Source organism: candidate division WOR-3 bacterium, assembly GCA_039801085.1.
GTDB lineage: Bacteria > Hydrothermota > Tepidihabitantia > Tepidihabitantales > Tepidihabitantaceae > JAOABP01.
Window position 1 is genome coordinate 37,365 of record JBDRTY010000006.1, and the last position, 22,000, is coordinate 59,364.

The 22,000-nt window shown below is 55.7% G+C and carries 20 protein-coding genes and 1 tRNA gene; 10 read left to right on the top strand and 11 right to left on the bottom strand.

Annotated elements, in window-relative coordinates; genetic code table 11:
• Nucleotides 1-13: 13 nt before the first annotated feature.
• Nucleotides 14-202: a 50S ribosomal protein L28 gene (gene rpmB, locus ABIK48_08575; GenBank protein MEO0022207.1), complete on the bottom strand. Its 189-nt coding sequence runs from the start codon at nucleotides 200-202 to the stop codon at nucleotides 14-16.
• A 159-nt stretch (nucleotides 203-361) separates the two neighbouring features.
• Here rpmB and ABIK48_08580 point away from each other — a divergent pair, with 159 nt between their 5' ends.
• Nucleotides 362-1,615, top strand: coding sequence for a hypothetical protein (locus ABIK48_08580; GenBank protein MEO0022208.1), 1,254 nt, complete (start codon nucleotides 362-364; stop codon nucleotides 1,613-1,615).
• Nucleotides 1,616-1,687: 72 nt separating this feature from the next.
• On the opposite strand, the gene ABIK48_08585 is transcribed toward ABIK48_08580, so the two are convergent.
• From ABIK48_08585 to ABIK48_08600, 4 genes are read right to left on the bottom strand one after another with little or no spacing between them, the layout of a single operon-like run.
• Nucleotides 1,688-1,930 (bottom strand): type II toxin-antitoxin system HicA family toxin, encoded by a 243-nt coding sequence (locus tag ABIK48_08585; GenBank protein ID MEO0022209.1) that lies wholly within the window; start codon nucleotides 1,928-1,930, stop codon nucleotides 1,688-1,690.
• Entirely contained in the window at nucleotides 1,905-2,129 is a 225-nt protein-coding gene (locus ABIK48_08590; protein ID MEO0022210.1) for a type II toxin-antitoxin system HicB family antitoxin, read from the bottom strand. Before ABIK48_08590 ends, ABIK48_08585 begins: the two co-directional genes overlap by 26 nt.
• A gap of 47 nt (nucleotides 2,130-2,176) precedes the next feature.
• Nucleotides 2,177-3,622 carry a hypothetical protein gene (locus tag ABIK48_08595; protein MEO0022211.1) on the bottom strand — a complete coding sequence of 482 codons (1,446 nt, stop codon included), beginning with the start codon at nucleotides 3,620-3,622 and terminating at the stop codon, nucleotides 2,177-2,179.
• 1 nt (nucleotide 3,623) lies between these two features.
• Nucleotides 3,624-5,096, bottom strand: a complete 1,473-nt coding sequence (locus ABIK48_08600) for a sialidase family protein (GenBank protein MEO0022212.1) — start codon at nucleotides 5,094-5,096, stop codon at nucleotides 3,624-3,626.
• 135 nt (nucleotides 5,097-5,231) lie between these two features.
• On the opposite strand from ABIK48_08600, the gene ABIK48_08605 reads away from it, so the two are divergent.
• From ABIK48_08605 to ABIK48_08620, 4 genes are read left to right on the top strand one after another with little or no spacing between them, the layout of a single operon-like run.
• Nucleotides 5,232-6,470 (top strand): SLC13 family permease, encoded by a 1,239-nt coding sequence (locus ABIK48_08605; GenBank protein MEO0022213.1) that lies wholly within the window; start codon nucleotides 5,232-5,234, stop codon nucleotides 6,468-6,470.
• Between the two features lie 44 nt (nucleotides 6,471-6,514).
• Nucleotides 6,515-7,363 (top strand): sugar phosphate isomerase/epimerase, encoded by an 849-nt coding sequence (locus tag ABIK48_08610; GenBank protein ID MEO0022214.1) that lies wholly within the window; start codon nucleotides 6,515-6,517, stop codon nucleotides 7,361-7,363.
• Nucleotides 7,363-8,322: an NAD-dependent epimerase/dehydratase family protein gene (locus ABIK48_08615; GenBank protein MEO0022215.1), complete on the top strand. Its 960-nt coding sequence runs from the start codon at nucleotides 7,363-7,365 to the stop codon at nucleotides 8,320-8,322. Before ABIK48_08610 ends, ABIK48_08615 begins: the two co-directional genes overlap by 1 nt.
• Entirely contained in the window at nucleotides 8,313-8,648 is a 336-nt protein-coding gene (locus ABIK48_08620) for a hypothetical protein (protein MEO0022216.1), read from the top strand. The genes ABIK48_08615 and ABIK48_08620 overlap by 10 nt, the downstream gene beginning before the upstream one ends.
• 15 nt (nucleotides 8,649-8,663) lie before the next feature.
• On the opposite strand, the gene ABIK48_08625 is transcribed toward ABIK48_08620, so the two are convergent.
• Nucleotides 8,664-9,386 (bottom strand): tetratricopeptide repeat protein, encoded by a 723-nt coding sequence (locus ABIK48_08625; protein MEO0022217.1) that lies wholly within the window; start codon nucleotides 9,384-9,386, stop codon nucleotides 8,664-8,666.
• Nucleotides 9,387-11,177, bottom strand: a complete 1,791-nt coding sequence (locus tag ABIK48_08630) for a long-chain fatty acid--CoA ligase (protein MEO0022218.1) — start codon at nucleotides 11,175-11,177, stop codon at nucleotides 9,387-9,389.
• A 43-nt stretch (nucleotides 11,178-11,220) separates the two neighbouring features.
• Here ABIK48_08630 and ABIK48_08635 point away from each other — a divergent pair, with 43 nt between their 5' ends.
• From ABIK48_08635 to sppA, 5 genes are all read left to right on the top strand, one after another.
• A complete protein-coding gene (locus ABIK48_08635) occupies nucleotides 11,221-12,168 on the top strand; it encodes a CdaR family protein (protein ID MEO0022219.1) in 948 nt (315 codons plus the stop codon).
• 1 nt (nucleotide 12,169) lies between these two features.
• Complete coding sequence (tsaD, locus tag ABIK48_08640) at nucleotides 12,170-13,165, top strand: tRNA (adenosine(37)-N6)-threonylcarbamoyltransferase complex transferase subunit TsaD (protein ID MEO0022220.1); 996 nt, start codon at nucleotides 12,170-12,172, stop codon at nucleotides 13,163-13,165.
• Nucleotides 13,166-13,243: 78 nt separating this feature from the next.
• Nucleotides 13,244-14,632 (top strand): cysteine--tRNA ligase, encoded by a 1,389-nt coding sequence (gene cysS / locus ABIK48_08645; GenBank protein MEO0022221.1) that lies wholly within the window; start codon nucleotides 13,244-13,246, stop codon nucleotides 14,630-14,632.
• Nucleotides 14,633-14,668: 36 nt separating this feature from the next.
• A tRNA-Ile gene (locus tag ABIK48_08650) sits at nucleotides 14,669-14,741 on the top strand.
• A gap of 10 nt (nucleotides 14,742-14,751) precedes the next feature.
• The gene (gene sppA / locus ABIK48_08655) at nucleotides 14,752-15,630 is read left to right on the top strand and encodes a signal peptide peptidase SppA (protein MEO0022222.1); all 879 of its coding nucleotides are present in this window, start codon (nucleotides 14,752-14,754) and stop codon (nucleotides 15,628-15,630) included.
• A gap of 49 nt (nucleotides 15,631-15,679) precedes the next feature.
• On the opposite strand, the gene ABIK48_08660 is transcribed toward sppA, so the two are convergent.
• The 4 genes from ABIK48_08660 to ABIK48_08675 all read right to left on the bottom strand — a co-directional run bounded on the left by ABIK48_08660 (nucleotide 15,680) and on the right by ABIK48_08675 (nucleotide 21,337).
• Nucleotides 15,680-16,075, bottom strand: a complete 396-nt coding sequence (locus ABIK48_08660) for a hypothetical protein (GenBank protein MEO0022223.1) — start codon at nucleotides 16,073-16,075, stop codon at nucleotides 15,680-15,682.
• Between the two features lie 63 nt (nucleotides 16,076-16,138).
• On the bottom strand, nucleotides 16,139-16,510 hold the full coding sequence (locus tag ABIK48_08665) for a hypothetical protein (GenBank protein ID MEO0022224.1): 372 nt from the start codon (nucleotides 16,508-16,510) through the stop codon (nucleotides 16,139-16,141).
• An 11-nt stretch (nucleotides 16,511-16,521) separates the two neighbouring features.
• Complete coding sequence (gene secA, locus ABIK48_08670; GenBank protein MEO0022225.1) at nucleotides 16,522-19,545, bottom strand: preprotein translocase subunit SecA; 3,024 nt, start codon at nucleotides 19,543-19,545, stop codon at nucleotides 16,522-16,524.
• Between the two features lie 49 nt (nucleotides 19,546-19,594).
• Nucleotides 19,595-21,337, bottom strand: a complete 1,743-nt coding sequence (locus ABIK48_08675) for a HEAT repeat domain-containing protein (protein MEO0022226.1) — start codon at nucleotides 21,335-21,337, stop codon at nucleotides 19,595-19,597.
• Between the last annotated feature and the right edge of the window lie 663 nt (nucleotides 21,338-22,000).

The window sequence follows — 22,000 nt, forward strand, 5'->3', positions numbered from 1 at the left end:
TGCCTCCTTATTATTATGCCTTCTGCACCCTGCCGGTGCGCAGACAGCGGGTGCAGATCCAGATCCGCCGGGTGGCAGTGCCTTCCTTGACCCGGACCCGCTGGAGATTGGGCTCCCAGCGCCGCTTGGTCACATTGTGGGCGTGACTGATGTTGGAGCCGACCATTCCGACCTTACCGCAAATCTCACAATGCTTAGCCATAATGTCCTCCTGTTAATAAAATTGCAAACCGTATACAAACTGATGCTTAAAGATAACGGAGAAAGTTCGGACTGTCAAACAAAGGCAGTGAAATATCTGCCATTTTAGAATTTAAAGATGCTACTTGACAGAAAGACTGACTGCTGTTATAAAAATTATATGAAATTAAAGAATAAATTACTATTTAGTTTATTATTAGTAAGTTCTACAGGACTATTAAAAAAGGCTAATGCTGGTGATTTAAGTCTTGCTAGCTATGCTTTTCCTTCAAAAGAAGGAAGAAAAGCAGATACTGTATGGATTGTGAATAAAAGGAGTGGTGAAAGAGACCGTACCCTTGTGGATTCTATTGATTACCATTGGGGTGGCGGTTTATTGTATTATAATCCTGGAGACAGTGTTGCAGTTTATGTCAAAAGTAATGGTGATACTGTTGCGCAAACATTTTACAAAGGACCTGCCATAGTGTGTTGGTTACCAAATCTTTATGTAAACGGACATGGTTTAAATGTGAGAAATGCTTTTACTGAAAATGGGGATTCAATTTATGGAAAATGTTGGATTCCTACTTTTCTCGATACAATTTACGGGAAATTTCAAAGCAATTATCCTGGAGGACCGACAGCAAGATTTAGAGTTTCTTTTGATGGAACAAAACTTTCTGGTTTTGAATTTGGCAGACAATTTAACATAGAAGTAAGATTAAGAGATTCATCTGCAACATCAACCGGCTTAATTGAAGGGAAGTTTATTGATGCTGACACCGGGCAATCCCCTATTTACTTAACTTACAATCCTGGTTTTAGAGATGTTCTAGTTGAAAGAATTCAAGCAATTCCTGACACGGTAAATATTGGTGATAGTGTGCCATTAAATGTTGTTATAAGAAATAGAAGCGATTTAAGAAAAGAAACACCTCAAGTTATTATGACAAGAAAGAGAAATGGGCAGACACTTGATTCTATTTGCCTTTCAAGAACTCTTGAACCACCGCACTTCACTCCTGATAGTGCTTTCGTTGAATTTCCTTCTTGGATTGTAAGAAACCAGGACAGCGGCTTGAATGTAATAACTTATTATATTCCTTTGGCCGATTCCAATCCAGAAAACAATCAGATAACAGATAGTGTTTTTGTTATAGGTGACACGACGGGAATATCAGATGATCACCCTTTATTAATAAACAATTACAGAAGAAATTTAGAACAAAGCATAATATCACATGAAAGATTGATAGAGATTATTAGAAATAGGGAGTTAGATAATGTTGATGTTTATGATGCAACTGGAAGGGAAATCGGAACAGGGGATTTAAAGCGAGGAGTTTATTTTTTTGTTCCCAAAACGACTGTAACCGAGGCAGGGGAAGAAAATAAAGTAGAGAAAGTTCTGGTTATAATATTGCAACAATGAATTGCCTGTATAGCGTAAACAATTTGACGGCGGAGCGAGACATAATTTACCGGTGTGTGTTTTGCCAGGCTGTTAAACCTGGATCAGCAGGTCTTCTTTTGAGATGTCGTTCCAGCGGCTGACTCGGGACAGAATGTCATTTAAAGTGCCTTTGGCAATTGTTTTGTGCAGAGGGACCGTGATCCGGTGTTCCCCTGCAGGAGTCATCCGGCTCAGCTGGACATGACTGCCGCGCTGGCGCAGTATCTGATAGCCGAGCCGGCGCAGGAGGGCGACAATCGCTTCGCCGCTAATCTGGGGCAATTTCGGTGCCACCGGCAACCTTGATCTTGGTGTGAATTGCCAGCGTCAGCGGTTTACCCTTCTTCAGCTCCTCTTCAAAGTGGCAGGCGGCAGCGTCCCGGAGTTCCTCAACGAGATTGTCAAGGGAGTCACTGCAGGTGAAGATGTCGGCGTTGATGCCGCGGGCACACCAGCATTTGCCATCAGTATAAACCTCAAACTTTATGATCACGATTAATTATTGTTCGTTGTCTGGTGGAGTCAATAACAGTAACCCGGTCATTCGGGTTTTACCAGCGGCTGGACAATCTGCCCGTAAGGGGCGGGAACCTGCATGAAGTAGACACCGGCAGGGAGCAGGTGAAGGTTCCGGGCGGGAACTTTTCTGCCGGTCCGGTCGTAGAGGTGAAAGTCTGCGGGAAGTAAATTCACAGTTCGGGCGTTAAGTATCGTGGGAATTCGAAGGCCAGGGGTTGAGTGATTTTCCACCGGCTGGCTGGTGAAAATTTCTGCCGGCACCCGCAGGTGGATTACCGCATTGCGGGTGGCACTGCCTTCGCCCAGCTCCCAGGAGCCCGCCTGCCGGTCGGCAAAGCAGAGGATGTGCAGGGTGTCGTTCACCACTTCGGCAAGAGCAGGGAAGCGCTTGCTGGTTTCGTCCGGCTGAGTGAGCCGGACCGGTGGGGTCCAGGTTCTGCCGTTATCAAACGAGGCACAGCCCCAGATGTCAGCCCGGGCGATGCCGGTAACCGGGTCAATGTTATCCGGATCAAACTGCTCCCAGACCACATAGAGCCGGTTCAGGTCGGAATTGAGCCGCCGGCGGTCAATCCCGATTGAGGGGCGGTCCAGTGCCAGGGTGTGGAGTCCGAGCCGGGCGGTGTCGGGAAAGCGGTATTCGCAGATCAGACTCCAGGCCGGTCGCTGATAAGGGCAGTAGTGCCAGAGCTGAACCCGTCCCCGGTTCGTGCCGTCATAAAGGTCGCAGACAAGATGGGGCTGAATTGAGTCATAAACCAGACTGCCGGCAAAGAGGGAGCGGTTGAGCGGTGCGGGCACAGAGTCAGAGAGGCTGTGCAGGGGATACCAGGTGCCACCGTTGTCCGGGGTTTCGCGGAAGAAAAGTTTCCGGCTGGTGTGTTCCGCCCAGACGAACCCGAGCCGGCTGGAGATTTTGGAGGCGGCGATATTGTGGCGGGGAAAGGGTCCGATCGGACCGAGGTTGCGGTATGACCAGGGGCTGAGGTAGTAAAGGCTGTCGTTGCGGATTGCAGCAAATTTCGGATAGCCGAACCGGGCAGCAGCAACCAGGCTGAACCGGGCATCAGTGGCAATTTCAGTTTCATAGAATCTGCCCGCACCGGCGGTTGAATCGCTGAAACAGGAGACGACCCTTCTGCCCTGCTCGAGACGGTCGGCGGAGATCAGCGGTCTGCCATTGGTGATATTGATGTCCAGCGAGCCGAGATTACGCGGATAGGGGTTGAGCAGGACCGGTTGACGGAAACACCAGTTTTCACCCCGGGGTTTGAAGTTATAGCGGATCGCACCATAGCCGTCCTTGTAGATGATGTGCACACCGCGCAGGGGGTCGTAATAAATGTAACGAAGTGCGGGACCGGGAAACTGTCGGTCCCGGGTGGTCCAGCCGACGGTGTCAGTTATAACTGACGGGTAGCCTGCAGTGAGGGCAAAAGTAAGCAGGATGAGAAGACGGGCTGCCACACTAAGGTAGAATGAGCAGTTTCAGCATTTTGCCGGATTGGGACAGGAAATATACTCCAGCCCGGTCCGGCCGGCTTAATTTTTTACCGGTGATGTCATAAAACCGAGCACAGGAGCGCGGAGAAAATTGCCGGGTTCTGAATATCGTCGGCAGGTTCTGGAGCTGCTGATTCAGGCGCGGGGCAGATTCGGTAATTCCCGGAATCTGGGTAACCGGGACCCGCAAAACGACCACCGGATTGACAGTCTGGGAGCCGTGTCCCTGTTCATAGATGCCGGCGAGCTGGTCGATGACACAGATAATGAACAGGGAATCAGTGACAGCGGGAGCAAGGCACGGGCTGAGCCGGGAGCAGTTATCCGGTCCGGTAAGCCGGAACGGCCGGCTCCAGTGCAGGCCGTTGTCCGGCGACTGGGCGATCAAAAGGTCGGCACGGGCGATCTGGGTCTGGGGTTCATAGTTCAGGGAGTCATAGTTGAGCCACAGGACATACAAGGTGCCATCCTCCTTCTGACCGATGGTTGGACGCAGGACAAATGGATCACCGGGTTCGGCACCGGCGAGCACCGAGCCGGGAGCGAAGCGGAAGACCAGCGACCATGCCGGACTGCGGTTTTCCTGCCAGTGCCAGATTTCTGCGGGATACTGGTGAGTTCCGTCCCAGATCTGAGTGACCACATTCAGCCGGTCATTGCGGTCAAAGATGGCATAGGCGCCCTGCCTGCCCGGTTTGGGACTGGTAATAGTGGTCGGAACAGGAAAGATATTCTGGGGTCCGGTCCAGTTAATGCCCGCATCTTCCGAGATGTTGATCCAGAGTGCGGATGAGTCCTCATTGGTCCAGACCGCAGCCAGCCGGCTGGAGTTTTCTGAGCCGGCGAGGGTGTAGGTCGGATTTTCGGGCAGAAAGGGTCCGCAGACCGGAATCGGGTCGGTCCAGGTAATACCGTAATCCGTGGACCGGGAGTAGAGCAGAGTATCACCGGTCGGAACTGCACACAGCAGATGGAGGTGGTTATTGACCGTGAAGGCAATCGGTGGGCGCTGACATTCAATCAGGCTGGAGTCTGGCGGGCGCATACTGAATATCCCTGAGCCCGGGATGCTTTCCACCGCAACTATGGGCCAGCGGGGTTCACGGTTGATGTAACTGGAGATAAAGGGGGAGCGGTAATAGGGCGAACTGCTCCTGGTACAGACTGCGAGGTTTCCGCCGGCGTTGCGCTGGGAGCCGAACACGCTTGCCTCGCCGGACCAGGTCCGGGTGGTAAAACTGTAAAAGTTTGCCCACATCCCGGTTTTCACCCAGGTGGTGTAGATCCCGAATCCCGGCAGGTAATAGATCCGCTGCCATGCCGGACCCCAGTTCTGCAGGTCAACGCCGGTTGTGCCGATGGTGTCGGTCTGGATGAGGGCAGAAAGCGGCGTGAACAGCAGGCCGCAGAGCAGGGTCGCCAGCGGTATTAATCTCATAAGCACCTCCAGTTTCAACTATAACAGAGTAATGATAGCTGTCAACTGACAGGATGGAGGAGTGTCAGAGGTTGACAATCGGCTGCGGGCGGGGTATAAACTGGGAATGTCTTTATTCCCGGAGTTTCAGCCTCGATGATTCCGATTGTCGTATTAGGGCTGGTTCTGCTGCTGATTGCGGTCCGGCAACTCGGTCCGGTAAAATTTCAGATCTGGCAGGTGATGACCGGCGGAGCGCTGGCAGTACTGCTGAGCGGCAGTATCAGGCCGCTGGAAGCCCTGAGGGCGGTGAACTGGGAGGTGATGCTCTTTCTGTTCAGCATGTTTCTGATCGGAGCGGCACTGGAGGAGAGCGGATATCTCGCCCGGCTCGCCTATCTGCTTTTCTGCCGGGCAAGGACGCGGGATCAGCTGCTGCTGATGATCCTTTTCGGATTCGGGCTTCTGTCGGCGCTGCTGATGAATGATACCTTGGCGATTGTCGGCACGCCGGTCGTGCTGTTAATGGCGGAAAGACACCGGATCAATGTCCGTGCCCTGTTGATCGCTCTTGCCTTTGCGGTGACGATCGGTAGTGCCGCAAGTCCGCTCGGCAATCCCCAGAATTTTCTCATTGCCACTGAGGCGGCAATTTCCAGCCCCTTTGTCGTATTTCTCCGGATGCTTTTGATACCGACGCTGCTCAATCTGCTGGTTGCCTTCGGAATGCTCAAGCTGTTTTACCGGGAGTATTTCAACAACACGGTGCTCAATCACTGTGCGGAGGAGATCAGCGACAGCCACCTCGCCCGGCTTGCCCGGCTGGCACTGATTCTGCTGGCAGGGCTGATTCTGATAAAAATCGCTGCCGGTCTGTTTCCTGCCGGTCCGGAATTGAAGCTGGTATACATAACAGTAATTGCTGCCCTGCCGATTCTGATCTTCAGCCCGCGCCGCCTGGAGCTGATTCGGAAGGTGGACTGGCACACCCTGATCTTCTTTGCAGCGATGTTTATCCTGATGGCCAGTGTGTGGCGGGCAGGGTTTTTTCAATCGCTGATCAGTCAGCTGCAGCTGAATCTGCGTTCGCTGCCGGTAATTATGGTCATGAGTGTGCTGCTGAGTCAGTTCATTTCCAATGTGCCGCTGGTGGCACTCTATCTGCCGATCCTGCTTGAGAACGGGGTGTCAGAGCGGGCGCTGATGGCGCTGGCAGCCGGGAGTACAATTGTCGGCAATATGCTGATTATGGGCGCGGCAAGCAATGTGATCATCATTCAGAATGCCGAGCGCCGCTCCAGGGAGACGATCACATTGACTGACTTTGCCCGGATCGGTATTCCCCTGACCCTGCTCAACGGGCTGGTGTATCTGGGATTTCTGTATCTGTTCTGAGCGGGCGGCACTTGACACAGTCCGGTGCTGCAATATAATCCATTGTGCTGGATAGCGAAACGCTGCAACGGCGGTTAGGAATACAGATCCTTTTTGATTTTACTGATATCATCACAGCAATTGATTTCGCTGCCGGCAACGGCTTCGGTGTGCTGGAGCTCAACCTCGGTAACATCCGGTTCGGCAATCAGCTCCGACAGGCAGGGAAGCGTGATCAGGTACGCCGGCACGCCCGGGCAGCAGGGGTGAAGCTGGCGATTCATGCCCTGGAGGGTCCATCGTTCTTTATTCCCAGTGAACGGGTGCGGCGTTGTGCAGTTGTGGAGCTGAAGCGGACGCTGGACTGGGCAGCCGATATCGGCGCCCGGAATGTCATCATGCATCTCGGCTTTGACATGCACTACGGTTATGGCGGAGGCAACCGGTTTACTCATGAGGAGTTCCCGGAATATTATGAGCAGGCACTGCTTGCGGCGCTGGGAGAGTTGAAATCCTATGCCCGGGACCGGGCGCGGCTGTGTGTGGAGAATGTCGGCGGGTTCCGGTTTGCACCTGCAAAGAAGATTTTACCCAGACTCCTGGGCGGAAGCCTGGGGTTGTGTTTTGATATCGGTCATATCGCAATTCTGCCGAAAGAGCAGCAGGAGATGGAGCTTGCCTTTTTTCAGCGGTTTTGTTCCAGGATCTTTCACGCCCATCTCCACCATAACAACGGCATCAGGGATCAGCATCTGCCGCTGGGCGCGGGAACTGCTGATGTCAAGCCCTATCTGGAACTGCTGGTGAGCAGCCCGGCATGGCTGGTGTTTGAGACCCGGCCCCGGGAGGTGGCGCTTGCCAGCCGGGATTACTTCATTACCCGGCTGCTGCCGGAGCTGGGGAAAAAGGGGTGATGGCCAGGGTGCTGGTGACCGGTGCCAACGGGTTTATCGGTTCCCATTTATGTGAATATCTGGTGCATCAGGGTTATCAGGTGCGGGCGCTGGTCCGTAAAACCAGCAACCGGGAGTGGCTGGAAGGTCTGCCGGTGGAGCTTTTTTTCGGGGATCTGACTTCACCGGATACGCTCAAGGATGCGGTGGCGGGCGTGCAGGCGGTTCTGCATACAGCGGCGGTGGTCCGGGCAAGGCGGCAGGAGGATTTTGTCCGGGTAAATTATGAAGGGACGAAGGCGCTCGCCTGGCTGGCAGCCGAAGCAGGGATTGAGCGTTTTGTACTCTTTTCCTCGGTAGCGGCCGCAGGACCGGGGTCACCGGATCGTCCGCTGGATGAAACCCGGGCCCCGATGCCGGTGAGTAACTATGGGCGGGCAAAGCTGGCAGCAGAAAATGCGGTTCTGGAGTTGAGGGGGCAAATGAAGGTCGTTATTCTCCGTTTTCCGGCGGTCTACGGTCCAAGAGACCGGGACGGGCTCATGCTCTGGCGGACATTTGCCCGGGGCTGGGCACCGGTCCTGGGCGGAACCTTTTCGCTCATCTATGTTGCGGATGCGGTCCGGGCGGCGGTGCTGGCAATGGAACGGGATGTTCCGTCCGGTGCAATTTATTTTGTTTCGGACGGTAATTGCTATAATTACGATATGATTGCCCGGGAGTGGGAACGGATTACGGGCAAGAGATTACGGCGGCTCAGAGTGCCGCCGATGCTGGGAATGCTGGCAGCCCGGATTTATTCCTGGTTGAAGCGGGAAGGGACGATCTTCAATCCGGATAAAGTCCGGGAGCTTTGTCAGCAATGCTGGGTCTGTGAAAACAGCCGGGCAGAAACCGAGCTCGGTTTCAAGTCCGAATACGATTTGTGTAGGGGTGGCGAAATAACGCTGAGGTGGTATAAGGAGAGGGGATGGATATAGAGGAAGAGAATAAAAACCGGGGTGCAAACCGGGGCAGGCGCATCCCGAATCCTGAAGGTGTCGCCCGCGAACTCGAGGCACGCTGTCAGGAGCTGGGGGTCAGGGTGATCTATGATGACCTGCGCGGTGAAGGTGGAATCTGCCGGGTTCGGGACCGGCTGATGGTGATCATCAACCGCCGGGTTTCGGTTCAGACCAGGATCCGGATGCTGGAAACGGCACTGCAGCGGGCGGAGCGGTCAGTATTTGTTTCTTCAACGGAGAAAAGTCAGCCCGGTCAGACGGCAGTAGCGGATCCTGCCGGGGTGCGCAAAAAGGGTAATTAGCAAAAAACTGCCCGGTCAGTTGCCTGTCTCCAGCTGACGCAGGAGCCATTCGGCTTCGGGCTTGTCATCAAGATAGAAATCGGCAGGATAGGTGGGTTTTGCTGTCTTCAACAGCAGGCGCAGTTGCTCACGGGCAGCATCCCTTCTGCCCTGTTTGAGGTAGACACGGGCGAGGTCAAGCCGGATCACGGTGTAGTTGGGATCGAGCCGCAGTCCCTTTATCAGATATCTTTCCGCCTGCTTCAGGTCCCCACCGGCAAAGGGTGGCAGTTCGTAATAAAGCACACCAAGGGCTTCATAAACTGTGGGATAATTTGAGTCCAGTTCCAGTACCCGGTGGAATGCCTTTTTCAACGCTGGCACCATAAATAATGAGTTCAGTACCCCACGGGTTTCTCCGATCCTGCCTTGGGCAACTGCCCACCACATATGGCCATCCGGATTGTTAGGATTGACCTGCTGCAGGGTTTCGGCAATCGCCCGGGCGCGCTCAAAAAACCTGATTTTTTGTTCCCGGTCCGGTTCCAATTCGCCCAGCTGAGTGTGAATCCGGGACCAGAGGTAAAGGGTCGGTTCATGGCGCGGGTCAAGCTGGCGGGCGTGAGCGAGGAGTTGATAGGCGGAGTCAAGATAATGCGGATTGAGATGCCGGTTGAACAGAAAATAGCTAGCACGGTTGCAGATCGTGTCAATCCGGCTTACGGTGCTTAGAAGGGAAAAAATCAGTAAACAGGCCATTTATTCTTCCTGATACATGGAGTCGATCAGGGAAGTATATACCCGGCTGATTTCCGGACGCCGGGTTTTGAGCGTGGGAGTCAGAAGGCCGTTTTCCACCGTAAACGGCTCAGCAATGAGCCGGAACTTGCGGATCTGCTCATAAGGGGCAAAGGGGCGGAGACAGCGGTCAATTTCGGAACGGAACAGGCTGATGATCTGCGGGTGCGTGAGCAGGTCCTCATAGCGCTGAAAAGGTATGCGGTTTTCCCGGGCGTAATCTTCCAGGGTGAGCCGGGCGGGAACCAGCAGTGCAACCAGATAGGGCCGGCGATCGCCGATGACCACCGCCTGTTCAATGAATTTTGATGCCAGCAGCGCCTGTTCGATCGGCACCGGTGCAATGTTCTTCCCATAGGAGTTGACGATCAGCTCTTTGATCCTGCCGGTAATGATCAGGTTCCCCTCAGAGTCAAATCTTCCCTGGTCGCCAGTATGAAACCAGCCTTCAGGATCGATCACGCGGGCGGTCTCCTCCGGCTTTTGGTAATAGCCGAGCATGACATTGGGTCCGCGCACCAGAATTTCGTCATTTTCTCCGATTTTGACCTCAACGCCGGGGAACGGTTTGCCTACCGTGCCCACCTTTTCGGCGCCGGGAACTGCCGCGCAGACGACGGGTGAGGTTTCGGTCAGACCGTAACCTTCAACAAGGTTGAACCCGAGATTCCGGATTGTGCGTGCCAGTTTCCGTTCGAGCGGTGCGCCGCCGGAAACAATAAGCCGGATTCTGCCGCCGCCCAGTTTCCGCAGTTTGCGCACCACCAGGAGATCAAGGAGCATCTTTTTCAGCATCAGTCCGAGCGGAACCCGGCGTTTCCGGGATTTGAGCTGATGGTACCGGTTCAGGCTCTTAATCGTGGCGATCATCAAAATCCGCTGGAGAGCCGGACCGGTCAGGACCTTTTCCTGAACGGCATTATAAACCTTTTCGAGCACGCGGGGGACGACAATCAGCAGTGTCGGCCGGACTGCAGCCACATCCTCGCGGATCGTCTGGAGCGATTCCGCATAGGCGATGGCGGCGCCGGCAAAAAGCATGGTGTAATACCCGCAGGTCCGTTCGAACATATGACAGAGCGGGAGAAAGGAGACGAGCGTATCCTTCTCCGTGACATTGAAGCGCTCAATTGCCGCCTGGACATTGGACATGATGTTGCGGTGGGTGAGCATGGCGCCCTTGGGCTCACCGGTAGTCCCTGATGTATAGCAGATGGTCAGCAGGTCATCAGGTTTTGCAGGATGGGGTTCAAGCAGTCCCGGTTTGGTTTTCAGGGTATCTGCCCCCTGCTGCTGGAGACGGGTAAAGCTGATGATTCTTGCATCCGCACCGGCGGAGGGCTCGAAAAATGTGATGACCAGCTTCAAGCCCGGGATTGAGTTCAGTCGGGGGAGGAGCGGGTTGAGCAGGTCCGGTGACTCCACAAACAGGTGTGATACCTCGGCATCTCTGAGGATGTATTCTACCGTATCCAGGGCAAGGGTGTGATAGACGGGAACTACGACCGCGCCCAGCTTGATGGTGGCGAGATCGGCAATTACCCAATCCGGACGGTTGTAGGAATAGATCCCAACCCGCATTCCCGGTTTGACACCGCAGGCAGCCAGTCCGGCGGCAGTTTCGTCAACCAGCCGGTTCAGCTGCTCAAAGGTGATCGGCTGAAACCGGCCCCTGACCTTGTGCAGCAGGGCAGGTTTGGGTCCGCAGCGCCGGACTGCGGCGCTGAATGCTTCATAGACCGTGTCCTTCATAAATGAAATATGAACAGCTTCCGGAGAAAGTCAAGATGCGGGCGTGATTGACAGCGGAGCCAAAACCACCTATATTGATGTTGTGCATCTGCTCCGGATCATAACCAGCAACCTCGGATTGAAAATACTGGCACTTTTTTTTGCGGTATTCCTCTGGCTCGTGGCGGTGCTGGACCGGAGTTATGAGGTCCGGGTAAGGGTGCCGATTGTCCTTGGTGACCAGCGGCAGGAGGCGCGGGTAATTACCGATGTTGATGCCCGGACCGCGGTGGTCACGATCAGCGGCAAGGGCAAGGAGCTGCTGCGGCTCCGTCCCCAGCGGCTGGAGTTCCGGCCGGTAGTGCCGGAAGGCAGATTCGGCTCCCGGCAGATCAAACTGAATGTCAGCGATCTCAATCTTCCCGGCAATCTGAGCGTCCGGGCGGTGGAACCGGAGGTGATCGAGGTCCGGCTCGGTCCCGCAGCTTCCAAAGAGGTCAAGGTGACCGTGCCGACCAAGGGGCAGCCCGGTGGTGGAATGATGGTTTCCGAACTCCGGGTCAATACTTTGGTCCGGGTAACGGGTACGGCAGGAGATATTGAGCAGATTGCCGAGATCTCTACCGAGACGCTGGATCTGAGTTCAGTTCGCAGTAACGAGGTGCGGAGGCTGGCGGTTCAGGTGCCACGAGCGGGGGTTACATGCACACCCGAAACGGTCGAGGTCGAGATTCGGCTGGAGAAAGAGGGGGCAAGGATTTTGCTCGGACTGCCGGTCCGGGTGCTGGCACCGCCCACCTGTGAAGTCCGGGTTGAGCCGGCTGAGGCACAGGTGGCAATTGCCGGTCCGGCAGACCGGATCGATTCCATTGAGCCATCGGATATTACGGTCCAGATCAAAATTTCCAGTTTGAGTCCAGGGCAATATCGGCTGGGGGCGGATGTGGTGTTGCCCGAAAAGTTCCGGCTGGTGAAGATTGAGCCGCTGCTTTTTGATGTGACCGTCCGCTGAAATGCTGATTCTGGGGATTGAAACATCCTGCGATGAAACCGCGGCAGCGGTGTTAGAGGATGGTCTTTTTGTCCGGTCCAGTACTGTCTCTTCCCAGCTTGTGCATGCACTTTACGGCGGCGTAGTCCCGGAGCTGGCAGCACGGGCACATATCCGTATGATTGTGCCTGTGGTGGAACAGGCAGTGCGGGAAGCCGGAATCGATTATCCGCAGGTGGAGCTGATTGCTGTGACCCATGCCCCCGGACTGCTGGGTGCTCTGCTTGTCGGTCTGCCCTTTGCCAAGGGTTTGAGTTTCAGCCTGAACATCCCGTTTGTCGGGGTAAATCACATTGAGGGGCATATCTTTGCCCTGCGGCTTGAATATCCCCAGCTTCAGCCGCCATACCTGGGAGTGGTGCTTTCCGGCGGTCATACCGAACTGCTGCTCGTTAATGACTGGTGTGAATATCAGGAGCTGGGGGCAACAGTTGATGATGCCTGTGGTGAGGCTTTTGACAAGGTGGCAAAGCTGCTCGGTCTGACCTATCCCGGCGGGGTTGAGATTGAACGGCTGGCGCTTGAGGGCAGACCGGTAATAGACTTTCCGGTTGCTGATGCCGGCGGGCTGGACTTCAGTTTTTCCGGACTCAAGACCGCGGTTCTCTATTATCTGCGCGAGCATCCGGATGCCCACCGGCCGGATGTGGCAGCTTCGTTTCAGGTGGCAGCGGTCCGCCAGATTGCAAAAAGGGTGGAACAGGCGGTCCGGCAGACGGGAATGAGAAGGGTTGGTGTCTCTGGTGGTGTGGCGGCAAACCGGTATCTGCGCCAGCAGTTGCAGCTGCTAGCCGATCGACTAGGGTTTGAACTTTTAATTCCCCGACCCAAGTTCTGCACTGATAATGCAGCGATGATTGCCGCTGCCGGCTATGAGCGGTTCCGGCGGTTTGGTCCTTCTCAATTTGACCTGCCAGCCTTTGCCCGGCTGTCGTTTGCCGGTTCAAATCAGAAATAAGTTTTTTCTGCGACCGGGTGGGATGTCCTTTCTGCCGGGGATTGACTGCGGATGGCAGGCAGATAGAATTGGCACAGGATGAAGGTATATAATACCCTCACACGACAGAAAGAGGAATTTGTCCCGGTGGAGAAGGGCAGGGTCAGAATCTATACCTGCGGACCAACCGTCTACTGGTTTGCCCATATCGGTAATTTCCGGGCATATGTGTTTGCCGACACCCTGCGCCGGGTGTTTGAATATCTGGGCTATGAGGTCCGCCATGTGATGAACATTACTGATGTCGGGCATCTGACTACTGATGATGACCTGGGTGAGGATAAGCTTGAGGCGGGCGCCCGGCGGGAGGGGAGAACGCCAGAGGAGATCGCCCGGTTTTATGAGCAGGCGTTCTTTGCTGATGCACAGAAACTCAATATTATCAGACCGCATATTGTCTGCCGGGCAACTGAGCATATTCCGGATATGATTGAACTGATCCGGCGGATTGAGGCGAATGGATTTACCTACCGGACCAGTGTCGGGTTGATCTTTGATACCAGCAGGTATCCGGATTACTGGCGTCTGGGCAGGCTGAATCTGGAGGAGCAGCGTGCCGGTGCCAGAGTGGCGGTGGACCCGGAACGGCGTAACCCGTCCGACTTTGCGCTCTGGATTACCAATCAGCCCAGACACCTGATGCAGTGGGATTCGCCTTGGGGCCGGGGATTCCCGGGCTGGCATATTGAATGCTCGGCAATGTCAATCAAGTATCTGGGGGAGGAGTTTGACATTCACACCGGCGGAATTGACCATATCCCGATTCACCACACGAACGAGCGGGCGCAGAATTTTGCTGCCACCGGCCGGGAGGTGGTGCGCTACTGGATGCATAACGCCTTTCTCCAGCTCGGTGAGGCACGGATGGGCAAGTCGGAAGGCAATATCATGACCGTCACTGAGCTGGAAAGGCAGGGTTATGAGCCCCTGGCGTTCCGGTATCTGTGCCTGACCGCCCATTACCGGATGCCGCTTAATTTTACGATTGAAGCACTGCAGGGAGCGCAGAACGGGCTCCGAGGGCTGCGGGAGCTGGGATTGAATGCCCGGACCTGGCAGGAGGTTACAGGTGAATCGGAATGGCTGGAACGGGCACAGCTGGAATTCCAGACTGCGCTTGAGGATGATCTGAACCTGCCGCAGGCAATGGCGGTGGTGTGGAGTCTGGTGCGGGAGGGCAACCGGCGCCAGGACCGCCGTGCCTGGAAGCTGCTCCTCGATTTTGACCGGGTTCTAGGTCTCCGGCTCGGAGAAACGCTCGAGGGGGAACAGGACATACCAGCCGATGTCCGGGCGCTGGCTGAGGAGCGGGAGCAGGCACGCCGGGCAAAGGACTGGGCAAGGGCGGACCGGTTGCGGGCGGAGATTTTAAGCCGGGGTTTTGTGATTGAGGATACAAAAGAGGGCTGGCGTTTGAAACGTGCTTGACTTGTGACCGGTTTTATGTTAAATTTAAAGCTGTCTGGGCCCTTAGCTCAAGTGGTAGAGCACTGTGCTGATAACGCAGGGGTCAGTGGTTCGAGTCCACTAGGGCCCATTTTAATTTTATGAATCGCCGGATTGTGATTCTGATTGTGGCGTTGATGGTGCTGGTAACTATTCTCGGTACCGCGTTAACAGTCGGGGTATTTCTTTCCGGAGTCAGGAAGGAGGAAATACCGGCAGCAGGGGGTGCGCTTGGTTATCTTACCATTGAAGGGACAATAACCGATTCCCGGGAGACGGTACGTCAGCTCCAGTCGCTGGCAAAGAATAAGCAGGTAAAGGGGATTCTGATTCGGGTGGAGAGTCCGGGCGGCGGTGTAACTGCCGCACACGAAATTTACTCCGAGATCAAACGTATCCGGGAGCAGGGTAAGCCGGTGGTGGTGTCAATGGGCACGGTTGCTGCCTCGGGCGGGTATTATGTCTCGACACCGGCCGATGTGATCGTTGCCAACCCCGGTACTCTGACCGGTTCGATCGGGGTAATCATGCAGCTGCCCGTGGTCCGCGGGTTGCTGGACAAGCTCGGAATGCGGGTGGAGACAATCAAGTCCCGGGAGGCAAAGGATGTCGGCTCACCATTCCGGGAGATGACCGATGCTGACCGGCGTCTGCTTCAGACAGTGGTTAATGATGTGTACAGTCAGTTTCTGGAGGTAGTAAGCCGGGAGCGGAAGATTCCGCTTGACAGTCTGGAAAAGATCGCCGATGGCAGAGTTCTGACCGGCAGACAGGCGCGGCAGTTTGGTCTGGTGGATACGCTGGGTACATTTGAGGATGCAAAGCGGATTCTGGCTGAGCGCTGCGGGATCAGGGGCGAGCCGAAGTGGGTTAAACCCCGTCCGAAGCTGCGCCAGCTCTGGCGGGAGTTTTTTGACGAGGCCGGTGAACGGTTTTTCGGGATGCGGAACTATCCCCAGCTTTTATACCGCTGGTTCTGATTTTCCCTGACAGTTCATCAAAAATCGATTAATTTCCGGAGCGCTCGGCTCACGGCGAACTGGCAGGAGGAGTTAGCTGCGGCTTGGTGGCGGTTCTGATCAGCCGTCGGGCACGGGTGAGCAATCGGTGGATGGTGCGCAGTTTCTCCTCTGCAGTTTTTGGTTCAGCCTCGGACTTTGTCTGCTCAAGCAGGGTCCGCGCCTGGGTTAACAGTGATTCCGCGCTATTCAGTGAGCTCGCGGCTTCAGGAGAGAGCGGAACCGCCTTTGCTTGTGCCAGCCGGGCGGTAACCTGATTAACGCTGGCTTCAGTCCGTTCAGTCTGCAGTTTGATTTCTTTTGCTGTGATCCGGCGCTGGGTGCTCTTGCTGCCGGCAATGATGAATATGATACCGGCGATCACCAGGATACCGACAGCCGTCCAGATGATAATCCTCAGTTTCATCTTCTGCTCCTTTGGGCGGGGGTTTGATCTCAGTTCCCAAACCCCCGCCCGGGATTGTTATTTCTACTCCCCTCGTTTCGCCAGCCGTTTGAGCTTGCGCAGTTCGGAAATATAGTCCTGAATCTCATTGCGCTTGTCGGTCAGCTGTTTTGGGTCGGTGAGAGTCTGGAACTCGGCGATCGCAGCCTGTGCCTTAGCCATTACCTCCTGCGCCTTTTCAGCTGATGGTCCGCTCAGTCCGGCGAAGTCCTTCCCGAGGTCGTTGAGGATGTCATTCCAGCGGGCGACTTCCTTGGGAATGTCAGCGACCTCCACAACACGCTTGCCCACCCTTGATTCCTGAGAACGGGTGCGGATCACCCAGATGCCGACGATGATGACGATGATGCCGAGGACGACATACAGGATGATTCGGCTTTTCGGGATTTTTGCCATTGCTCCTCCTTTTATTTGGTTGTCCTGTTTTTGCTGCCCGCTGCTGACGGGATACCCGCCCGTCCGCAGCAATGTTTATATTTTTTCCCGGACCCGCAGGGACACGGGTCATTACGCCCGACCTTGGGCGTTTCCCGGCGGATGGGTGCCGGTCCCGGACCCAATGCCGGCGGTTGCGAGCCTGCTTCCGCAGTCGCCTGAGGTTTATAGGCACGCACCGGTGTCCGGGTCCTCGGGTTCAGCCGGTCCTCACCACTTTTCGGGTCGAGCCGGAAAAGCACGCGCAGCGCCTGCTGATAAAATTCCTGCATCGTCTCACTGAACAGACGGAAGGACTCCTGCTTGTATTCCACGAGCGGGTCCTTCTGACCATAAGCCTGCAGGCCAATTCCTTCCCGCAGGATATCGAGCTGGTGCAGATGGTCGCGCCAGGCTTCATCCAGTGTGCCGAGAAATATCCGGCGGCACCACTGGGGAAACCGTTCCGGACCGAGCTCACCGGCCAGCTGCTGATACCGGTGGCGGGCGATCTCTTCCAGCATCGACTTCAACTGCTGACGGTTGTGCACCGTTTTGACCATTTCCTCCGGATTGATATCGGCAAGAAAGGTCTTGAGCATCTCGCCGCGCAGTCCGTCCCAGTTCCACTCATCAATATTGCCGGTGGCAAACTGTTCAATCAGCCGGTCAAGATACAAATCCAGAATATCATTAAATACACCGGCGAGGTCGGGCTCTTTGAGAATGGTGTCGCGCAGACTGTAAATTACCTCCCGCTGGCGGTTCATCACATCGTCATATTCCAGCAGGTGACGCCGGATTTCCGCATTACGGATCTCCACCCGCTTCTGGGCGTTGGCAATCACCCGGGTAACCAGCTTGTTGGCAACCGGTTCATCCTCATCCGGTGCCCAGCGGTCAAGAACCGCTGCCATCCGGTCCGAGCCGAACAGGCGGAGCAGATCATCCTCAAATGAGAGGAAAAAGCGCGATGAGCCGGGATCGCCCTGCCGGCCCGATCTGCCCCGGAGCTGGTCATCGATCCGGCGTGCCTCATGCCGTTCGGTGCCGATGACATACAGTCCGCAGGGGACTTCCTCATAGCAGCGTCCGGGTTTTTCCTCCCAGTAGGCGCATTTGCCGTCACCGGAAATCAGATAGCACCGCTCGCCCTTGACCACCCCGGGTCCCAGCTTGATGTCGGTGCCCCGGCCCGCCATGTTCGTGGCAATGGTTACTGCCCCGGGCTGGCCGGCATAGGCGATGATCTGGCTTTCGGCTTCGTGATTCTTGGCGTTGAGGATTGAATAGCGGATGCCGGTCGGGCGCAGCATCCGGTCCAGCTCTTCGGACGCCTGGACCGAGGTGGTACCGACCAGTATCGGCCGGCCGAGCCTGTGCCATTTGACGATTTCTTTGACCACCGCCTGATACTTTGCCTTCTTGGTGCGGAAGACAACATCCGGATAGTCAATCCGGCGCACCGGTGCGTTGGTCGGGATTTCAATCACCTCAAGTTTATAAACCTGATAAAGCTCACTGGCGATGCTTAAGGCGGTTCCGGACATACCGGCGATCTTCTTATACATCCGGAAGTAGTTCTGCAGGGTGATGGTGCCGAAGGTCTGGGTCTCCTCCCGGACCTGAACCTGCTCCTTTGCCTCGAGCGCCTCATGCAGACCGTCCGAGAACCGCCGGCCCGGCATCAGCCGGCCGGTGAACTCATCAACGATTACCACCTGACCGTCCGGGGTCACCACATAGTCCACATCCTTCTCAAACAGGGCATAGGCCTTGAGCAGGGCATGGATGTTTGCCAGCCGGTCGCTCTTTTCCGCAAACTGGCGGTAGGTTTCCTCCTTGCGCTGTGCCCGTTCCTCCGGAGTGAGTCCGGGCTCAACATCCCAGCGGGCAAGCTCGGTGCTCAAATCCGGCAGTACAAAGAAGTTCGGATCATGGGGGGACAGGGCGGCACGCCCCTTGTCGGTCAGCTCAACCGAATGATCCCGTTCATCAATAACGAAAAACAGTTCGGCATCAATTTCGGGGAGCCGCTTGTCCCGGCGCAGGATTCCATCCACCTGTTCAATCGTCCTTTTTACCCCCTCCTCCTGCTGGACCCGCATCAGCCGTTTGTTCTTCGGTGATCCACGGAGCGCCTGCAGGAACTTTATTCCTGCCTCACTGGTTTTTCCCTGGCGCCAGAGCCGTTCCCCTTCTTCGACCAGCCGGTCCACCAGCCGGTCCTGCTCCCGGAAGAGCCGGCTGATCAGGGGCACCAGTTCCTGGAGCTGCTTCTGCTTGGAAAAGCCGACCGGTCCGGAGATGATGAGCGGGGTGCGGGCTTCGTCAACTAGGATGATGTCCACCTCGTCAATGATCGCATAATGGTGGCCCCGCTGGACCTTGTCTTCCCAGGCGAGGACCATGTTATCGCGCAGATAGTCAAATCCGAACTCGTTGTTGGTGCCATAGGTGATGTCGCAGGCGTACTGGGGCCGGCGTTCTTCCGGGCTCATTCCCGCCTGGATATAACCGACGGTCAGGCCCAGTGACTCATAAATCGGTCCCATCCACTCCCGGTCGCGCCGTGCCAGGTAATCATTAACCGTGACCAGATGGCACCCCTTTTTCTCCAGCGCATTGAGATAGAGCGGCATCGTTGCCACGAGTGTCTTGCCCTCCCCGGTTTTCATCTCCGCCACCTTGCCTTCATGGAGAACAATTGCACCGATCAGCTGGACATCAAACGGCACCATGTCCCAGGTGATCTCCTGATTGGTTACGGTCCAGCGCTTGCCGACGAGCCGCCGGCAGGCTTCCTTGACCAGGGCAAAGGCTTCAGGCAGGATCGAGTCCAGGGATTCGCCGTCCCGGACCCGGGCGATGAACTCCTCGGTCTTTTTGGGCAGGTCGGAGTCAGCAAGGGTTTTATAGGTTTCATAGATGGCGTTGATCTCTGCCACCTTCTCCCTCAGCCTTCTTACCTCCCGTTCGCTCTTGCTCGGAACGAGCCGTTTCAACAAACCCAGCATTTTAATAAACTATTTTAATAATTTGAGCAGCACTTGTCCAGATTTGACATCAGCTCAGTTTCTTCACCGCCCGTTCCATTTCCTCGCGCACCTCCCGGAACCCCTCCCGACCGATTGCGCTCCTGAGGGCAGGAATGGCATCCGGGTCGCCGATTTCCGCCAGTGCCCGGGCTGCGGCTTTGCGTACCTCCTGACTGGAATCGGAGAGGGCAACACACAGGTCATGGACCGCCTCCGGTGCCTTGATCCGGCCCAGGAGCCGGGCAACTTCCAGCCGGATTTCCGGGCGGAGATCACGCAGCCGGGGCAGAAGACATTCCAGCGCCGCCTTTCCGGCGCTGCTGAGCGCTCCCCAGTCCTGCCGGGCGCAGAAAAACTGGAGCCGGGTCCGGGGATCGGTCGGGACATTGCGCTGAGCAACGAGCGCCTCGGCTGCCGCCTTGCGCACCGCTGCATCAGGGTCGCTGAGCGCCTGAATCAGTGCTGGTGTTGTTTCCGGTGCCGGGGGGAAGTTCAGACCAAGTGCGTGGGCGGCATACTCGCGGGCGTTCGGGTTGTTATCGCTGGTGAGCAGTTCCGCAAGTCTGATTCCGGCGTCCGGGTAATTCCGGGGTGTGATTGACCGCGCTGCCGCCTGCCGGACCTCAAGGTCGCCGTCTCGCAGAGCAAAAAGCAACCGATCGAGTGCGATGGTGCGGATCCGAGCCGGGGTATTTTCCGGCACCGCACCCAGTGCCATTGCCGCATTCACTCTGACCTCAGTTTCGAGGTCATCAAGCGCGGTCACCAGCAGTTTGACCGCAGGCTCCAGATGAACCGGCAGCAGGAGCCGGGCGGTAGTCTGAACCGCAACGATTTTCAGCTCCGGCGGTTCTTCGGTGTTGGTGATGAGCTGTTCGAACCGGTGCAGGGCTTTTTCCGGAGCGACCTCTGCCATCCGCTCCAGCACCCGCGACTGGAGGTTGATCATCCCCTCTTCTGCCAGGCGGGGTTCAAGCAGGCAGGCAAGCGAATCAAAGCTGTCGGTCTGCATGATCAGGCGTTCCAGCTCCCGCTCGGCCTGTCTGCGCTCAGCATCCCGGTCCAGCAGTTTTGCCTGAGCAAGCCAGTAGTCCAGTGTCTGTTCCGGTGTGCGCGGTTGAAACTGGCGGCGCCGGAGCGCCTTCAGGGCAAAAATCCGTTCCTGAGGCTGGGCTGCCCGCAGCCGTTTGATCAGTTCCTGCTCAACTTCGGGTGAACCGGCACGGGCAAGGGCGTGCAGACAGTGCTCATAAAGCTGATAGAGCAGCATCAGATTCTTCAGATGGCGTCGGAATTCAAGGTCAACCTGTCGGATTTCAGTTTCCAGCTCCGATTTCAAACCCTCGAGCTCAGCCTGCGGGGCGTTCCGGCGCCGGGCTTCAGCCAGCAGCTTTTCATATTCGCTGACGATCCCGGATTGGAATGTGATCCGGATCCGGTTGACCACCCGCGCAACCGGTCCCAGTCCGGTTTCTGCCTTTTCCCAGGTGAAATCCTCATCTTCCGGCAAGGGCGTCAGCCGCTCCGGTGGTTGGGGGAGACGGTTGAGAACATCAAAGACAAAATCAACATCCTCAACCCGGCCGGACTGTGTCCTGATAGTTACCCCATTTTTTGCTGATTCCAGCTCCTTTTCAAGCCGGACAGAAAAGTCGCGCAGTTTATCTGCCAGTTCCGGACGGTTAAGGTCAACAGTCTCCAGCAAATGCCAGAAGGAAAGGAGACTTGAGACCTTTGACCCGGGCTTCCGATGTCCGAACAGCCATTTCATAACAGAATAGACTAATACAGTTATCAGTAAAAATCAAGAGGTTCTGTGTCTATCTCAACCCTGTCCTGGACAGAAATATGTGCTCAGTCATGCACAAATCAAGTTTAAGTTATCTCATTGATAAACATATAGTTAGCATTACAGAAGCGATTTTGGGGGGCTAGCCCGGGGCAGGCCCGGATACGGTTGGGGGAACGAGTGCTTGTTATGCTGTGATTTATGGCTGGGTCTAAGACCCAGGGAGGGGTTTATCCCGGGTTCAGATTTTGGTGCTGGTGTTGATTCGGGCCGGGGCAGGGTGTCAGACAGACCTTTCACAATTGAGGCCGGAGTTCCGGTCAGGTTTGCCGGGGTGATATGGGGTCTGTGCCGGGCTGAATAACTCACCGGTTTTGATACCGAAGCAGAATGCGGTTTTTGCTCTGCCCGGCAGGGTGGAATGCAGTTAAAAAATTTGACAATGATGACGATAAAATTAAAATTGATTAAGCAGTCAAAACCGGAGGTGTATTAATGAGGAGATTTGTTCTGAGCGGTCTACTTCTGCTCCTTGCCTTCGGCTTCGGGATGATCAGTCCGGAGCTGGAGCGGCATCTGAGCACCGCGGCGGCTGACCAGAAGCTGCCGGTTCACATCGTTCTGAAAAACCAGTATGACACCCGG

Excerpts from the sequence above, each read along its gene's own strand:
- ABIK48_08665 (MEO0022224.1), bottom strand. The coding sequence starts at position 16,510 with ATGGCAAAAATCCCGAAAAGCCGAATCATCCTGTATGTCGTCCTCGGC.
- ABIK48_08625 (MEO0022217.1), bottom strand. The coding sequence starts at position 9,386 with ATGGCCTGTTTACTGATTTTTTCCCTTCTAAGCACCGTAAGCCGGATT.
- secA (MEO0022225.1), bottom strand. The coding sequence starts at position 19,545 with ATGCTGGGTTTGTTGAAACGGCTCGTTCCGAGCAAGAGCGAACGGGAG.
- ABIK48_08675 (MEO0022226.1), bottom strand. The coding sequence starts at position 21,337 with ATGAAATGGCTGTTCGGACATCGGAAGCCCGGGTCAAAGGTCTCAAGT.
- ABIK48_08605 (MEO0022213.1), top strand. The coding sequence starts at position 5,232 with ATGATTCCGATTGTCGTATTAGGGCTGGTTCTGCTGCTGATTGCGGTC.
- ABIK48_08600 (MEO0022212.1), bottom strand. The coding sequence starts at position 5,096 with ATGAGATTAATACCGCTGGCGACCCTGCTCTGCGGCCTGCTGTTCACG.
- sppA (MEO0022222.1), top strand. The coding sequence starts at position 14,752 with ATGAATCGCCGGATTGTGATTCTGATTGTGGCGTTGATGGTGCTGGTA.
- rpmB (MEO0022207.1), bottom strand. The coding sequence starts at position 202 with ATGGCTAAGCATTGTGAGATTTGCGGTAAGGTCGGAATGGTCGGCTCC.
- ABIK48_08615 (MEO0022215.1), top strand. The coding sequence starts at position 7,363 with ATGGCCAGGGTGCTGGTGACCGGTGCCAACGGGTTTATCGGTTCCCAT.
- tsaD (MEO0022220.1), top strand. The coding sequence starts at position 12,170 with ATGCTGATTCTGGGGATTGAAACATCCTGCGATGAAACCGCGGCAGCG.
- cysS (MEO0022221.1), top strand. The coding sequence starts at position 13,244 with ATGAAGGTATATAATACCCTCACACGACAGAAAGAGGAATTTGTCCCG.
- ABIK48_08630 (MEO0022218.1), bottom strand. The coding sequence starts at position 11,177 with ATGAAGGACACGGTCTATGAAGCATTCAGCGCCGCAGTCCGGCGCTGC.
- ABIK48_08660 (MEO0022223.1), bottom strand. The coding sequence starts at position 16,075 with ATGAAACTGAGGATTATCATCTGGACGGCTGTCGGTATCCTGGTGATC.
- ABIK48_08620 (MEO0022216.1), top strand. The coding sequence starts at position 8,313 with ATGGATATAGAGGAAGAGAATAAAAACCGGGGTGCAAACCGGGGCAGG.
- ABIK48_08580 (MEO0022208.1), top strand. The coding sequence starts at position 362 with ATGAAATTAAAGAATAAATTACTATTTAGTTTATTATTAGTAAGTTCT.